Raw genomic sequence first — 13,999 nt, forward strand, 5'->3', positions numbered from 1 at the left:
CGGCGGAGCTGGAAGGTGGATCGGCGATGACGGGAGTTCTGGAGCGGCGAGACACGACGACCGAACCGGTCGCCGGGATCCTGTCCCGGGTGATCGGCAGGGCGCCGGAACTGCGCATCGAGGCGTTCGACGGGTCCCGCAGCGGCCCCGACGACGCGCCGGTGGCGCTGCAGGTCCGCTCGCCACGGGCGCTGGCCCGGCTGGTGAGCGCCCCCGGGTCGCTCGGGCTGGCCAGGGCCTACGTGACCGAGGAGATCGACGTCCGGGGTGATCTCTACACCGCGCTGCGCGCGATGGCCGAGGTGACGCTGCACTCGATCCCGCGCCGGGACCAGCTCTGGCTCGCCCGGCGGCTGCTGCCCTACTGGCGGGAGCACCGGATGCCGCCGCCGGACCTGGAGGCCCGGCCGCGCGGGCTGCTGCACTCCAAGCGGCGTGACTCGCAGGCCATCTCGCACCACTACGACGTCTCGAACCGGTTCTACGAGTTCGTGCTCGGCGAGTCGATGACCTACACCTGCGCCGCGTACCCGCACGCCGACGCCACCCTGGAGGAGGCCCAGGCGAACAAGTACGCCCTGGTCGCGGCCAAGCTCGATCTCGAGCCGGGGATGCGGTTGCTCGACGTCGGCTGCGGCTGGGGCGGCATGGTCCGGCACGCCGCCGCCGAGCACGGGGTGAAGGCGCTCGGCGTGACGCTGTCCCGGGAGCAGGCGGCGTGGGCGCAGGCCGAGATCGAGCGCCAGGGGCTCGGCGGGCTGGCCGAGGTCCGGCACCTCGACTACCGCGACCTGCCGGACGGCGCGTTCGACGCGGTGTCCTCCATCGGGCTGACCGAGCACATCGGCAAGGCGAACATCGACGCCTACTTCCGGGCGATGCAGGCCAAGCTGCGGCCCGGCGGCCGGATGCTCAACCACTGCATCACCCAGCCGCACAAGCCCGACCACCGCAACACCGACCCGTTCATCCACCGCTACGTGTTCCCGGACGGCGAGCTCGAGCCGGTCGGCACCCTCGTCACCGCGATGAACGAGGCCGGCTTCGAGATCCGGCACGCCGAGAACCTGCGCGAGCACTACGCGCTGACGCTGCGCGACTGGGGCGCGAACCTGGAGCGGAACTGGACCGACGCGGTCGCCGAGGTCGGCATCGGGCGGGCCAGGGTGTGGCGGCTGTACATGGCCGCCTGCCGCCTCGGGTTCGAGCTGAACAACATCCAGCTGCACCAGGTGCTGGGGGTGAAGCTGCACGCCGACGGCACCGCCGGGTTCCCGCTGCGCGGGGAGCACGGGGCGTACTGAGCTGGCCCGGGCTCCGGAGCCCCCCGGGGCGCGGGGCTCCCGGCGCGCGGGGCCCGGCTTCCGTGTCGCACCCCCGGCGTGGTCTCGCACCGGCTCCGGGCGGTGCGGCGCCGGACCAGGGGTGCGGCATCGCGTGGATCGGGCGGGCCGCGGCGCCCGACCGTCAGGCCAGCCGGCGGGCCGCGGCGACGGCCCGGCCGGCGTACCCGCCCCCGAACAGCACGGTGTGCACCAGCAGCGGGAACAGCTGGTGCAGCGGGATCCGGTCGCGCCATCCCTCGGCGAGCGGCGTCCCGGCGTCGGCGGCCGCCCCGGCGTAGCCGGCCAGCACCCGGTCGAGACGGGGCAGCCCGAACAGGTCCAGCATCGCCAGGTCGGACTCGCGGTGGCCGCCGTGCGCGGCCGGATCGATCAGCCAGGCGGTGTCCGCGGACCACAGGACGTTGCCGGACCACAGATCGCCGTGCAGCCGGGCGGGCGGCTCGTCCGGCCCGGCGAGCCGGTCGATCCGCGCACAGACCCGGTCGATCGCGGCCGCACCGGCCGGGTCGAGCTCGCCGCGGTCGCGGGCGGCGCGCAGGTAGGGGAGCACCCGGTCCTGCACGAACCACTCGTGCCACGGCCCGTCGTGCCCGACGTTGCGCATCCGGGCGTGCCCGATCCACGCCTGCGCCGGTCCGCCCGGCGGCGGCGCGCCGAACGCGTCGGCACCGGCGGCGTGCAGGACGGCGAGCCGCCTGCCCAGCTCCCCGGCGGCGTCCTCGGTGGGCCGCCCGGCCGGGACCCAGCTGCTGACCAGCCACTCGTCGTCGTGGCCGAGGACGTCGGGCAGCGGCGGGCCGCCGGGGACGGCCAGCCAGCGCAGCCCGGCGGCCTCGGCGGGGATCGAACCGGGATCCGCGGCGCCGTTCTTGACGACGACGGTGACCGCCGCCGCCCCCTCGCCGAGCCGGAACCGCGGCGGGTGCCCGCCGAGGTCCGCGGTCACCGTCCGCCCGGTCAACCGGTGGACGGGAGCGCTCACGCCTGCCGCTTCACGTACTCGACCAGACCCGGCAGCGCCGCCGCGATCATCTCGTAGACCTCGGTGAACCCGTCCGGGCCGCCGTAGTAGGGGTCCGGGACCTCGGCGCCCTCGGCCGCGTCCGGATCGAACGAGCGCAGCAGCCGGACCCGCTTCGGGTCCGGCACCGAGCGCTGCAGCGACCGCAGGTGCCCGGCGTCCAGCGCGACGAGCAGGTCCGCGGCGAGCATCTCCGAGTCGACCTGGCGGGCCTGGTGGGCGGCGTCGAAACCGTGCTCGGTCAGCACCTCGGCCGCGCGCTCGTCCATCGGCTGGCCGATGTGCCAGTGACCGGTCCCGGCACTGGTCACCCGCACCCGGTCGGCCAGGCCGACGGCCTCGACCTCGGCGGCCAGCATCTTCTCGGCGATCGGTGAGCGGCAGATGTTGCCGGTACAGACGAAGACGACGTTCACGGTGAACCCTCCCGGGGAGCACGGGCTCGGACGTCGGCGTTGACGGCGGACAGCGAGAACAGCAGGAACAGGGCGGGCGCGACGGACATGGTCCGCCCATTCTCACCCACCCCGCCGTGCCGGTCCGTGCGGGAGCCCGCCGTAGGGTGTCCGGATGCCGTTCGATCACCCTCGGGCCGGTCACGGACCCGGTGACCCGGGCGCCCACGACCTGCGCCACCACGGCGACGCCGAGGTGGCCGACGGCCTGCTCGACTTCGCCGTCAACGTGGTCGGGGACGGGCCGCCCGCCTGGCTGCGCGACCGCCTGGCCGCGACGCTCGACGGCCTCGGCCGCTACCCGCGGGCCGGCCACGACGCCCGGGCCCGCGAGGTCGCCGCCGCCCGGCACGGCCGCACCCCGGACGAGGTGCTCCCGCTGGCCGGGAGCGCGGAGGGGTTCGCGCTGCTCCCGGCGCTGCGGCCGCGGCTGGCCGCCGTCGTCCACCCGGGGTTCACCGAGCCGGAGGCCGCACTGCGGGCCGCCGAGGTGGACGTCGTCCGGGTGCACACCGACGCCGCGGACGGGCACGCGCTGCACCCGGCCGCGGTCCCGGACCGGGCCGATCTGGTCGTCGTCGGTAACCCGACGAACCCGACCGGGGTGCTGCACCCCGCCGGCACCGTGCGCGCGCTGGCCCGGCCGGGGCGGGTGCTCGTGGTCGACGAGGCGTTCGCCGACGCCGTCCCCGGGGAACCGGAGTCGCTCGCCGGCGCCGCCGACGTGCCCGGCCTGCTCGTCCTCCGCTCGCTGACCAAGACCTGGGCGCTGGCCGGCCTGCGCGCCGGCTACGCGCTCGCCGAGCCGGCGCTGCTGGCCCGGCTGGCCCGTCCACGCCCGCCGTGGCCGGTGTCGACGCCCGCCCTGGAGGCGATCATCGCCTGCTGCGAGCCGGACGCGCTGTCGGCCGCCGACCAGCGGGCCCGCGAGCTGGCCGCGCACCGGGTCTCGATGACGACCGCGCTGGAGGCGATCGAGGGCGTCGCGGTGTCCCACGGTGTGGCGCCGTACCTGCTGCTGCACCTGCCGGACGGCACCGGGGACGAGGTCCGGCGGCTGCTGCGCGCGGCCGGGATCAGCGTCCGGCGCGGCGACACCTTCCCCGGGCTGGGCCCGGACCACGTCCGGGTCGCGGTGCGCCCGCCGGAGCTCGCCCGCCGGCTCGTCGAGGAGCTGGAGCTGGCCCTGCGCACGCTGGTGGTGCCGGCATGAGCGCCACCCTGCGCGACGTGACCGACGCGCTGGAGGCGGCCTACCCGCCGGCCCTGGCCATGGAGTGGGACGCGGTCGGGCTGGTCTGCGGCGATCCCGCGGAGCCCGTCGGCTCGGTGCTGTTCGCCGTCGACCCGACCCCGGAGACCGTCCGGGAGGCGATCGACTCGGGCGCCGGGCTGCTCGTCACGCACCATCCGCTGCTGCTGCGCGGGGTGCACGGCGTCGGCGCCGACACCCCCAAGGGCGCGCTGCTGCACACACTGATCCGGGCCGGCGTCGGGCTGTTCACCGCGCACACCAACGCCGACATCGCCGATCCCGGCGTCTCGGACGCGCTGGCCGCGGCACTGGGCCTCGCCGTGGCGGGCCCGCTGCAACCGGAACCCGCCGAGCCGCTGGACAAGATCGTCACCTTCGTCCCGGTCGGGCCGGCGATCGCGCAGGTGCACACCGCGCTGTCGGACGCGGGCGCCGGTCGCTTCGGCAACTACTCGCACTGCTCGTTCGCCACCGCCGGCACCGGCCAGTTCCTCCCGCTGGACGGGGCGGTGCCCGCGATCGGCGAGGTCGGCCGGCTGGAGCGGGTCGCCGAGACCCGTCTGGAGATGGTGCTGCCGCGGTCCCGGCGGAACCAGGTCGTCGCCGCGCTGCGCGCCGCGCACCCCTACGAGGAGCCCGCCTACGACCTGCTGGAGATGGCCCCGCTGCCGTCGTCGCGGGGGTTGGGCCGGATCGGCTCGCTGCCGGAGCCGGAGCCGTTCGCCGCCTTCACCGAACGGGTGGCGGCGGCGTTGCCGGCCACCGCGTGGGGCGTCCGCGGCGCGGGTGACCCGGACCGGCCGATCCACCGGGTCGCGGTGAGCGGCGGCTCCGGCGACTCCGCGCTGGGCGCCGCCGCCCGGGCCGGGGTCGACGCCTACGTGACCGCCGACCTGCGGCACCATCCGGCGTCCGAGCACCTGCTCGACGGCACCGGGCCGGGCGGCCCGGTGCCCGCGCTGGTCGACGTCGCGCACTGGGCGTCGGAGTGGCCGTGGTGCGAGCAGGCGGCGGGCGTCGTCCGGGCGGCGCTCGGCGGTAGCGTCTCGGTGTCGGTCTCCCGGCTGCGCACCGATCCGTGGACCACGGCGGCCACCGCCGCTCCCGGGGCCGTGTCCTCAGCGGCTGCGCACCAGCCGACCCCCCATCACACGGAGGCGAGATCATGAAGGCCGACCCCACCGCCCAGGCGAAGCTGCTGCAGCTGGCCGAGGTGGACGCCGAGATCGGCCGGCTCGCCCACCAGCGCCGGACGCTGACCGAGCACAAGCAGTTCGACGACGCCGAGCAGCGGCTCCGGGACGCGCGCGATGCCGCCGTCCGGGCCGAGACCCGGGCCGGTGACCTGGACCGGGACATCGCGCGGATCGAGCGGGACGTCGACGGTGTCCGGGCCCGCACCGAGCGCGACCAGAAGATGCTGGCCGGAGCCGGGATCGGGGCGAAGCAGGCCACCGAGCTGCAGCACGAGCTGGACACCCTGGCCCGCCGGCAGGGCGTGCTGGAGGACGAGCAGCTCGGCGTCATGGAGGAGCGCGAGGCGGTCGGGGCGGAGCTGGAGCACGCCCGCGCCGAGCTGGCCGCTGCCGAGGAGCACATCGCGGAGATCCGGGTCCGCCGCGACGCCGCCGAGGGCGACATCGACGTGTCCCGGGCCGGGCGGGACCGCGCGCGGGCCGAGCTGGTCGCCGCGCTGCCGGACGACCTGGTCGCCAACTACGAGCGGATCCGGGCGAAGGGCGGGGTCGCGGCCGGCGCGCTGCGCGAGTCGCGGTGCAGCGCCTGCCGGCTCGAGCTGGACCGCACCTTCATCGCGCAGGTCCGCGGGACGCCGGCCGACGAGATCGTGCACTGCGAGGAGTGCGGCGCGATCCTGGTGCGTGGCAAGTGAAGCTGGTCGTCGAGGCGGACGGCGGGTCGCGCGGCAACCCCGGGCCCGCCGGATACGGCGCGGTCGTGCTCGACGCGACCGGGCGGCAGGTGCTCGCCGAGGTCTACGACGGGCTGGGCACCACCACGAACAACGTCGCCGAGTACCGCGGGCTGATCGCCGGTCTCGCCGCGGCCCGGGAGCTGGGCGCCACCGAGGTCGAGGCCCGGCTGGACTCCAAGCTCGTCGTCGAGCAGATGAGCGGTCGCTGGAAGGTCAAGCACCCGGCGTTGCAGGAGCTCGTCGACGAGGCCCGGGACCTGGTCCGCCACTTCGACGCCGTGACGTTCGGCTGGATCCCGCGTGCGGACAACGCGCGCGCCGATGCGCTCGCGAACCGGGCGATGGACGGCGGATCGAGCCCGACGCCGGAGCCGTCGGCCGGCCCGGAGCCCAAGCCCGGATCGGCGACCGAGTCCTCCGAGATCGGCGCGACCGACTCGTCGGCGGTGGCGGCGGCCTGGACCGGGCAGGTCGGTACCCCGGTCCGGATGATCCTGCTGCGGCACGGGCAGACCGAACTGTCGGTGGAGCGCCGCTACTCCGGGCACGGCGACCCGGAGCTGACCGGCGTCGGTCAGGAGCAGGCCGCCGCGGCGGCCCGCGCGCTCGCCGCCCGGCTGGCGAAGGAGGGCGTCGCCCCGGCCGCGGTGCTGTCGTCGCCGCTGCGCCGGGCCCGGCAGACCGCCGCCGCGGTCGCCGAGGCGACCGGCGCCGACCTGCTGGTCCGGGACGCGCTGATCGAGACCGACTTCGGCGGCTGGGAGGGCCTCTCGTTCGCCGAGGCGCGGGAGCGGGATCCCGAGCTGCACGGCCGGTGGCTCGGCTCGGCCGACGTCGAACCCCCCGGCGGGGAGAGCTTCCGCTCGGTGGGGGAGCGGATCGAGGCGGAGCGCCGCCGGATCGTCGAGGACTTCCCGGGATCCACGGTGATCGTGGTCAGCCACGTGACGCCGATCAAGATGCTGATCCGGGACGCGCTCGGCGCCGGCGACGAGGTGCTGTTCCGGATGCATCTCGATCTCGCGTGCACCAGCGTCGCCGACTTCTACCCCGACGGCGGGGCGTCCGTCCGCCTGGTGAACGACACGTCCTACCTGGACTGAATCGGCGGGCGGCCGGGCCCGGCCCGATACCGCGGAACGGCGCGCCGCGCACGCAGGCGCGCCGCTGGATCGATACAACCATGGCCCGAACGGGCGGAGTCGACTCCGGAGCGTTGTCCCCCCACCCCGCCCGGGCGATGATCTGCGAGCACCGTACGGGGTGGATCTCGTACGGAGCGTGAACGCTGTCTCGGTGTCGGGGAACGGAGAGACAAATGTCGGTGCGGTCTTCTGGAGCGCTGTCCCACGAGCACGACTACGGATACGACCTGGCCCACGAGATGAGCACGATCGCGCGGCTGCCCCAGCAGCGGCGCGGCACGTCCCGGCCGATCGGTGCGCCGGCCCGCGAGCTGGACCCGGACACCGATCTCGGGCACGACATGGCCCACGAGATCTGACCCACCGACCGCGGACCCACCCAACGCGGACCCACCCAACGCGGACCCACCCAACGCAGACCCACCGACGGCCCCGCCCGGCACCCGCCGCGCGGGGCCGCCGCACGTCCGCCCCCGCCGCTGCGGCGTTCAGGTCAGCAGCGCCAGCGACGCCCACAGCGCGAGGGTCGACGCGAGCAGTGCCGGCGGGACCGTGACGGCACCCAGGCCGACGAACGTCCCCAGCCGGGGCGGGTCCCCGTACCCGGCCGCGATCCGCCGCCACAGCAGCGTCGCCAGCGATCCCGGGTAGGTCAGGTTCGGCCCGATGTTCACCCCGAGCAGCATCGCGAGGACCAGCCCGGCGTGCGGCGACGGGCCGAGCGCGGCGAGCAGGACGAGGGTCGCGGGCAGGTTGTTCACCAGGTTCGCCAGCACGGCGGCGACGACCGCGGTGAGCAGCAGCCCGGCGAGATCGGGGGTGTCGGGCAGCAGCGTGCCGAGCCCGGCGGCGAGCCCCTGCCCGGCCACCCCGGCCACGACGACGCCCAGCGCGAGCACGAACAGGCAGAATCCGGGGGAGGCGGCCGCGACCAGCCGCACCGGCCCGGTCTCCCCGCGCCGCAGCGCCCGGACCGCGAGCACCGCGGCACCGGCGGCGGCGATCACGCCCGGGCCGACGCCGAGCGCCGAGGACAGCGCGAACCCGGCGAGCGTCGCGGCGAGCACCGACAGCGCGAACACCGGCACCGGTTCCGGTCGGGGCGCCCCGCCGAACCGCTCCCCGGGACCGGTGCCCGGCCGCTCGGTGCCCCCGGGACCGGCGCCTGGCTGCTGGGTGCCTCCGGGACCGGCGCCTGGCTGCTGGGTGCCCCCGGCGTCGGCATCCGGTGGCTCGGTGCCCCCGGGACCGGTCCCCGGCCGCTCCGGCCCCTCGGGACCGGCCACCGGGCCCTCCGGCGTCCCGGCAGCCGGATCCCCGGTGCCGACGCGCCGCCCCACCGACCCGCCGTCGCCCCCGCCGGACCCGCCGGACCCGTCCTGCAGGTCACGGGCGAAGTACCGGCGCAGCACCAGGTACTCCACGACGAGCACCGCCACCCACGGCCCCACCATCAGCCCGGCGAACCCGAGGAAGCTCAGCCCGGTCGCCGGGAACGCCAGCAGGTTCGTCAGGTTCGACACCGGCAGCAGCCCGGAGCCCGAGTTCGACAGGTGCGCGCACGCGTAGGAGTGCGGCCGCGACGGCAGCCGCAGCCGGGCCGCGGTGGCCAGCACCACCGGCGTCAGCAGCACGACCGTCGCGTCCAGGCTCAGCACCGCGGTCGTCCCGGCGGCCGCGCCGAACACCAGCACCAGCAGCCGCCCGGGCCGCCCGCCGGACGCGCTGCCCAGGCGCGCCCCCAGCCACCGGAAGACGCCCTCGGCGTCGGCGAGATGGCCGAGCAGCAGGATCGCGGCCAGGAACCCGACGGTCGGCGCCAGCCCGCCGATCTCGGCCAGTGCGCCGTCGACGGTGACCAGCCCGGCGGCGACGCTGAGCAGTGCGGCGGGCACGGCGACGGCCGCCTCGGGCAGCCCGAACGGTCGTAGCGTCGCGGCGGTGAGCACCGTCGCCAGCAGCGCGACCGCGAGCAGCAGGCTCACTGCAGGAACAGCGCCACGCCGACCGCGAGCCCGAGCAGCACGACCGCCCAGCGCAGCACGTTCTCCTGCAGCCGGCGCGCGACGAGCGCCCCCAGGAAACCGCCGACCAGCGTGGTCGGGGCCAGCAGCGCCACCGCGAGCCAGTCGACCGGCGCGCCGATCGCGAACACCACGACCGTGACCGAGGCGACGACCAGCGAGAGCACCCCCTTGAGCGCGTTCAGCCGGCGCAGCTCGTCGTGCGCGAACAGGGCCAGCGTGGAGATCAGGATGACGCCGAGCGCGCCACCGAAGTAGCCGCCGTAGATCGCCGCCAGGAACACCGCGACCAGCAGCCCGGTGGAGCGGTCCCCCTTCCCGCCCGCCGGGTCCCCGATCAGCCGCTTCAACCGCGGGCCGAGCGCCATCGTCAGGCTGGCCAGGATCACCAGGCCGGGGACGACGGCGTCGAACACGGTCGCGGGCAGCACCAGCAGCAGGGCGCAGCCGACCGCGGAGCCGAGCGCGGCGACCGCGGCGGTCCGCGCGATCCGGCCGCCCTGACCGACCAGCTCGCGACGGGCACCCGCGACCAGGCCGACGTATCCCGGCCACTGGGCGACCGAGTTGGTGACGTTCGCCGCGAGCGGTGGGAAGCCGACCGCCAGCAGGGCCGGGAACACCAGCAGCGAACCGCCGCCCGCGACGGCGTTCACCCCGCCCGCGAGCAACCCGGCGACCAGCAGGAAGACCAGGGTCCACGGCTGCGAGGGGTCGATCACCAGCAGACCGTAGACCGGCCCGCGCCCGCCCGCGTGATCGCCGTCGTGGTGCGCGGGGCCGCGATCCGCGTGGCCGGACGCACCACGACGGCGATCATGCCGCCGGCGTCCCGCCATCCGGACGTCCGGTTTGCACCGATGGTGGGGTGCGGTGCGAGGCTGCACGGGTGAGTGCGATGCAGCGCGTGCAGGCGGTGGGCGACGTGGTCGGCCGATGGTTCCCGGTGATCGTCCTCGCGGCGGGCGCGGTCGCCCTCGCCGTGCCGGGGGTGTTCACGGGCTGGTCGTCGGCCGTGCCGTGGCTGCTGGCGCTGATCATGCTGGGGATGGGCATGACGCTGCGGCCGGTCGACTTCGGCTACATCGTGCGGCGGCCCGCGGCGTTCGCGATCGGCCTGGGCGCCCAGTACGTCGTGATGCCCGCGATCGGCTGGCTGCTCACCGTGCTGGTCGATCTGCCGCCGGAGATCGCGGTCGGGGTGATCCTGGTGGCCTGCGCACCCGGCGGCACGGCGTCGAACGTGATGGTCTTCCTGGCCCGCGGCGACGTGGCGCTGTCGGTGGCGATGACGTCGGTGTCGACGCTGGTCGCGCCGATCGTGACGCCGCTGCTGGTGCTGCTGCTGGCCGGGCAGTACCTGCCGGTCTCGGCGGGCAGCCTGTTCCTCTCGATCGTGCAGATCGTGCTGATCCCGGTGGTGCTGGGCTTCCTGCTCCGGCGGTACGCGGGCGGCGTCGTCGACCGGGTGACGCCGGCGCTGCCGCTGGCGTCGGTCGTCGGCATCACGGTGGTGGTGATGATCGTCGTCGCCGGTTCGGCGGATGCGCTGTTCACCGCCGGGCTCGCGATCGTCGGTGTGGTGGTCGTGCACAACCTGGCCGGGCTCGCCCTCGGCTACGCGGTGGCCCGGGCGTTCGGGCTCGACGCGACGGCGCGCCGTGCCGTGTCGATCGAGGTCGGGATGCAGAACTCCGGGCTCGCCGCGACCCTGGGCACCGTGCACTTCGGTCCCGCGGCGGCCCTGCCCGGCGCGGTGTTCTCGGTGTGGCACAACGTGTCCGGCGCCGCGCTGGCGAGCTACTGGTCGAAGCGCCCGGTGCCGGCCACCACCGCCGTGCGGGAGTGACCGGCACCTGCCCGGGTGCCTGCTCGGTGGCTTCTCAGTGCCTCAGCCCGGCCTCCTTCAGCAGCGGCATGACCCGCTCGCCGAAGTACTTGAGCTCCTCGTTGTAGTCGATCAGGCCGAAGATCATGCCCTCCATGCCGGCCTCGTTGAGCTTGCCCAGCTCCTCGGTGACCTGCTCCGGGGTGCCGACGATCGGGTAGCCGCCCCAGCCGGCGATGAACCGCTCCTGCATCGCCTTGACGGCGTGGTCGAACGACTTGCTCTCGCCCGATCCGGCGATCTTGATGACGTTGCCGGCGGCACCCCAGTCGCCCTCGTCGATCACCTGCTGGAAGGCCCGCTTGGCCTCCTCCTCGGTGTCCCGGCAGACGACCAGGCCGTAGGTCATCACCTGGATGTCGCGCTGGTAGTCGTCGCGCGCCTTGGACCGGACCTTGTCGGTGTAGGCGGCGATGTTCTCCAGGGTGTCCAGCGACGCGAAGTTGATGTCGACGTTGCGCGCGGAGAACTCGATGCCGGCCGGCGAGTTGCCGGCGTTGAGCAGCGCCGGGCGGGGCGCCTGGTGCGGCTTGGGGTACGCCTCGAGCAGGTCGCCCCGGAAGAACTCCGACTCCAGGCTGAACGATCCCTCCTCGGTCCAGAGCCGGGTGGCGAAGTCGATCCAGTCCTGGCCGAAGGCGTAGCGCTGGTCGTGCTCGCGCTGCTCGGTGCCGAACATCTCCATCTCCGGCGGCACCCAGCCCATCACCAGGTTCAGCGCGAACCGGCCGCCCGAGATGTGGTCGATGGTCGTCGCGGCCTTGGCGGCGACGATCGGGTGCACGGTCGGCAGGTGCGAGGTGGCGGCGATGGAGATCCGCTCGGTCGCCTCGGCGAGCCCGGCGGCCCAGGCGTAGGTCTCGAAGCAGTTGCCGTTGAAGTTCGTCGACCCGCCGAAACCCTTCCAGCGGGCGACCGGGACGAGCACGTCGAAGCCGAGATCGTCGGCCCGGGTCGCGATCTCCCGGGTGTGCTCCCAGGTGATCCGGTAGTCGCTCGGGGCGTGGCTCATGATCAGCCCGTACGAGCAGTTGGTGCCGAACAGGCCGAGCTTCATCTTCTGGTCGCCGAACAGCGGATTGGTCTGCGTGCGGTCGACCAGCGGCCGGGTCTCCTCCGGCGGGCGGGGATCGGTCGGGTTGAGGCCGAGGCGCTCGTTCGCGGTGACGGTCACGGGGGTGTCTCCTTGGATCGGGTGCGGGCTCTAGCCGAGCTGGAAGGGATCGCGGGTGCCGCCGGTCAGCTCGACGAACACGGACTTGTTCTCGGTGTACTCGTTGATCGCGTCGACGCCGTTCTCCCGGCCGATGCCGCTGGCGCCGAAGCCGCCGAACGGCATGTTCGGGGCGATCACCCGGTACGCGTTGATCCACACCGTGCCGGCGCGCAGCCGCCCGGCGACCCGGTGCGCGCGGTGCACGTCCTTGGTCCAGACCGCGCCGGCCAGGCCGTACGGGGTGTCGTTGGCGAGCTTGAGCGCCTCGTCCTCGTCGGTGAACCGGTAGGCGGAGAGCACCGGCCCGAACACCTCCTCGCGGACGATGGTGTTCTCCGGCGTCACATCGGTGACGACGGTCGGGCGGACGAACAGCCCGCCCCGCTCGGCGTCCGGCTCGCCACCGCAGGCGAAGGTCGCGCCCTCGGCGGCGGCGCCGCGCAGGTAGCCGAGCACCTTCTCGTACTGCGGCCGGTTCGCGACCGGGCCCATCTCGGTGGCCTGCTCGGTCGGGTCGCCGAGGACGATCGCGTTCGCCCGCGCGACGACCTTCTCCACCAGCGCGTCGTGCACGTCGGCGTGCACGATCAGCCGGGACCCGGCCATGCAGGTCTGCCCGGTCGCCGCGAACACCCCGGCGACCAGCCCGTTCGCCGCCGCGTCCAGGTCGGCGTCCGGGAACACGATCTGCGGGGACTTCCCGCCCAGCTCCAGGGTGACCCGGTTGACGTTCGCCCCGGCGGCCTGCGCGACGGCCGCACCGGTCGCCGTCGAACCGGTGAAGGCGACCTTGTCCACCCCGGTGTGCCCGGCCAGCGCCTCTCCGGTCGCCCGGTCCCAGCCGGTGACGACGTTCAGCACGCCGTCCGGCAGCCCGGCCTCGTGCAGCACCTGGGCGAACGCGACGGTGGAGGCGGGGGAGTGCTCGGACGGCTTGACGACCATCGTGCAGCCCGCCGCCAGTGCCGGCGCCAGCTTGAACGTCAGCAGCAGCAGCGGCGAGTTCCACGGGGTGATCGCGCCGACCACGCCGACCGGCTCGCGGGTGGTGTAGCCGAAGTAGTTCGGGTTGACCGGCGGGACGGTGCGCCCCTCGACCTTGTCGGCCAGCCCGGAGAAGTAGTAGTACCACTGCGGGAGCGCGGTGAGCTGACCGCGCATCTCGCGCAGCAGCTTGCCGGAGTCGTTCACCTCCAGCCGGGCCAGCCGCTCCGCGTTCGCGGCGATCGCGTCGCCGCAGCGGCGCAGGATCGCGGCCCGCTCGAACCCGGTCCTCGCACCCCACTCGCCGTCGAACGCGCTGCGGGCCGCGGCGACGGCCTCGTCGACGTCGGCGGGGGAGCCGTCGGCCAGCCGGGCCCACGGCTCGCCGGTGTAGGGGTTCTGCGACTCGAACGTCGCGCCGGACCGGGCGGGCACCGTCCGGCCGTTGACGAAGAGCCCGAACTCTTCCAGTGCTGGTGTCTGCGACATCGTGTCCGGCATCTCCCTCGCAGGTCTCCCCGGCCGGCTCCGTCGCCGGTCGGCGGTGGATCCGGACGCTAGGGCGGCCCGCGCGGCACTCGATATCCGCGCGCCGCGCCGGTCCAGCCGTTCCGTGCACCGGCGCGGGTCTGCACCGAGCGGACGGCCGCACGCACGCAACGGCTGGTAGGGGCGCCGCGAACGGACATAGGCTGCGCGGGACGAGTGATCCGCGGCACGAGGAGGTGTCGA

The 13,999-nt window shown here is 74.8% G+C and carries 13 protein-coding genes; 7 read left to right on the forward strand and 6 right to left on the reverse strand.

Translation table 11 applies throughout. The features are described 5' to 3' along the window. Positions 1–26: 26 nt before the first annotated feature. Positions 27–1,304 carry a class I SAM-dependent methyltransferase gene (locus tag ABD160_RS05985; protein ID WP_344019133.1) on the forward strand — a complete coding sequence of 426 codons (1,278 nt, stop codon included), beginning with the start codon at positions 27–29 and terminating at the stop codon, positions 1,302–1,304. 163 nt (positions 1,305–1,467) lie between these two features. Here ABD160_RS05985 and ABD160_RS05990 read toward each other — a convergent pair whose 3' ends face one another. Then, positions 1,468–2,328 carry a fructosamine kinase family protein gene (locus ABD160_RS05990; protein ID WP_344019135.1) on the reverse strand — a complete coding sequence of 287 codons (861 nt, stop codon included), beginning with the start codon at positions 2,326–2,328 and terminating at the stop codon, positions 1,468–1,470. After that, the gene (locus ABD160_RS05995) at positions 2,325–2,726 is read right to left on the reverse strand and encodes a low molecular weight protein-tyrosine-phosphatase (RefSeq protein WP_344019357.1); all 402 of its coding nucleotides are present in this window, start codon (positions 2,724–2,726) and stop codon (positions 2,325–2,327) included. The genes ABD160_RS05990 and ABD160_RS05995 overlap by 4 nt, the downstream gene beginning before the upstream one ends. 211 nt (positions 2,727–2,937) lie before the next feature. Between ABD160_RS05995 and cobC the strand changes: the two genes are divergently transcribed. The 5 genes from cobC to ABD160_RS06020 all read left to right on the forward strand — a co-directional run bounded on the left by cobC (position 2,938) and on the right by ABD160_RS06020 (position 7,514). Further along, complete coding sequence (gene cobC / locus ABD160_RS06000; protein ID WP_344019139.1) at positions 2,938–4,035, forward strand: Rv2231c family histidinol phosphate aminotransferase CobC; 1,098 nt, start codon at positions 2,938–2,940, stop codon at positions 4,033–4,035. Between the two features lie 59 nt (positions 4,036–4,094). Further along, a complete protein-coding gene (locus ABD160_RS06005) occupies positions 4,095–5,246 on the forward strand; it encodes a Nif3-like dinuclear metal center hexameric protein (protein ID WP_425563587.1) in 1,152 nt (383 codons plus the stop codon). Beyond that, the gene (locus ABD160_RS06010; protein ID WP_344019143.1) at positions 5,243–5,968 is read left to right on the forward strand and encodes a zinc ribbon domain-containing protein; all 726 of its coding nucleotides are present in this window, start codon (positions 5,243–5,245) and stop codon (positions 5,966–5,968) included. Before ABD160_RS06005 ends, ABD160_RS06010 begins: the two co-directional genes overlap by 4 nt. Before the next feature lie 2 nt (positions 5,969–5,970). After that, positions 5,971–7,113 carry a bifunctional RNase H/acid phosphatase gene (locus ABD160_RS06015; protein ID WP_344019359.1) on the forward strand — a complete coding sequence of 381 codons (1,143 nt, stop codon included), beginning with the start codon at positions 5,971–5,973 and terminating at the stop codon, positions 7,111–7,113. A 215-nt stretch (positions 7,114–7,328) separates the two neighbouring features. After that, entirely contained in the window at positions 7,329–7,514 is a 186-nt protein-coding gene (locus tag ABD160_RS06020; protein ID WP_344019145.1) for a hypothetical protein, read from the forward strand. A gap of 129 nt (positions 7,515–7,643) precedes the next feature. On the opposite strand, the gene ABD160_RS06025 is transcribed toward ABD160_RS06020, so the two are convergent. Both ABD160_RS06025 and ABD160_RS06030 read right to left on the reverse strand, forming a co-directional pair. Continuing rightward, the gene (locus ABD160_RS06025; RefSeq protein ID WP_344019147.1) at positions 7,644–9,140 is read right to left on the reverse strand and encodes an SLC13 family permease; all 1,497 of its coding nucleotides are present in this window, start codon (positions 9,138–9,140) and stop codon (positions 7,644–7,646) included. Further along, a complete protein-coding gene (locus tag ABD160_RS06030) occupies positions 9,137–9,901 on the reverse strand; it encodes a sulfite exporter TauE/SafE family protein (RefSeq protein WP_344019149.1) in 765 nt (254 codons plus the stop codon). Before ABD160_RS06030 ends, ABD160_RS06025 begins: the two co-directional genes overlap by 4 nt. A gap of 176 nt (positions 9,902–10,077) precedes the next feature. Between ABD160_RS06030 and ABD160_RS06035 the strand changes: the two genes are divergently transcribed. Further along, positions 10,078–11,028: a bile acid:sodium symporter family protein gene (locus ABD160_RS06035; protein WP_344019151.1), complete on the forward strand. Its 951-nt coding sequence runs from the start codon at positions 10,078–10,080 to the stop codon at positions 11,026–11,028. Between the two features lie 34 nt (positions 11,029–11,062). On the opposite strand, the gene ABD160_RS06040 is transcribed toward ABD160_RS06035, so the two are convergent. Both ABD160_RS06040 and ABD160_RS06045 read right to left on the reverse strand, forming a co-directional pair. Next, a complete protein-coding gene (locus tag ABD160_RS06040; protein WP_344019153.1) occupies positions 11,063–12,241 on the reverse strand; it encodes an LLM class flavin-dependent oxidoreductase in 1,179 nt (392 codons plus the stop codon). A 30-nt stretch (positions 12,242–12,271) separates the two neighbouring features. Further along, the gene (locus ABD160_RS06045) at positions 12,272–13,756 is read right to left on the reverse strand and encodes an aldehyde dehydrogenase (protein WP_344019156.1); all 1,485 of its coding nucleotides are present in this window, start codon (positions 13,754–13,756) and stop codon (positions 12,272–12,274) included. Positions 13,757–13,999: the final 243 nt, after the last annotated feature.

This window comes from Pseudonocardia kongjuensis, from assembly GCF_039526905.1.
Lineage (GTDB): Bacteria > Actinomycetota > Actinomycetes > Mycobacteriales > Pseudonocardiaceae > Pseudonocardia > Pseudonocardia kongjuensis.

Bases quoted from the DNA above. Each gene is read 5' to 3' on its own strand.
- ABD160_RS06035 (WP_344019151.1), top strand. From the start codon at position 10,078: ATGCAGCGCGTGCAGGCGGTGGGCGACGTGGTCGGCCGATGGTTCCCG.
- ABD160_RS05995 (WP_344019357.1), bottom strand. From the start codon at position 2,726: ATGCTGGCCGCCGAGGTCGAGGCCGTCGGCCTGGCCGACCGGGTGCGG.
- ABD160_RS06020 (WP_344019145.1), top strand. From the start codon at position 7,329: ATGTCGGTGCGGTCTTCTGGAGCGCTGTCCCACGAGCACGACTACGGA.
- ABD160_RS06010 (WP_344019143.1), top strand. From the start codon at position 5,243: ATGAAGGCCGACCCCACCGCCCAGGCGAAGCTGCTGCAGCTGGCCGAG.
- ABD160_RS06045 (WP_344019156.1), bottom strand. From the start codon at position 13,756: ATGTCGCAGACACCAGCACTGGAAGAGTTCGGGCTCTTCGTCAACGGC.
- ABD160_RS06005 (WP_425563587.1), top strand. From the start codon at position 4,095: ATGGAGTGGGACGCGGTCGGGCTGGTCTGCGGCGATCCCGCGGAGCCC.
- ABD160_RS05985 (WP_344019133.1), top strand. From the start codon at position 27: ATGACGGGAGTTCTGGAGCGGCGAGACACGACGACCGAACCGGTCGCC.
- cobC (WP_344019139.1), top strand. From the start codon at position 2,938: ATGCCGTTCGATCACCCTCGGGCCGGTCACGGACCCGGTGACCCGGGC.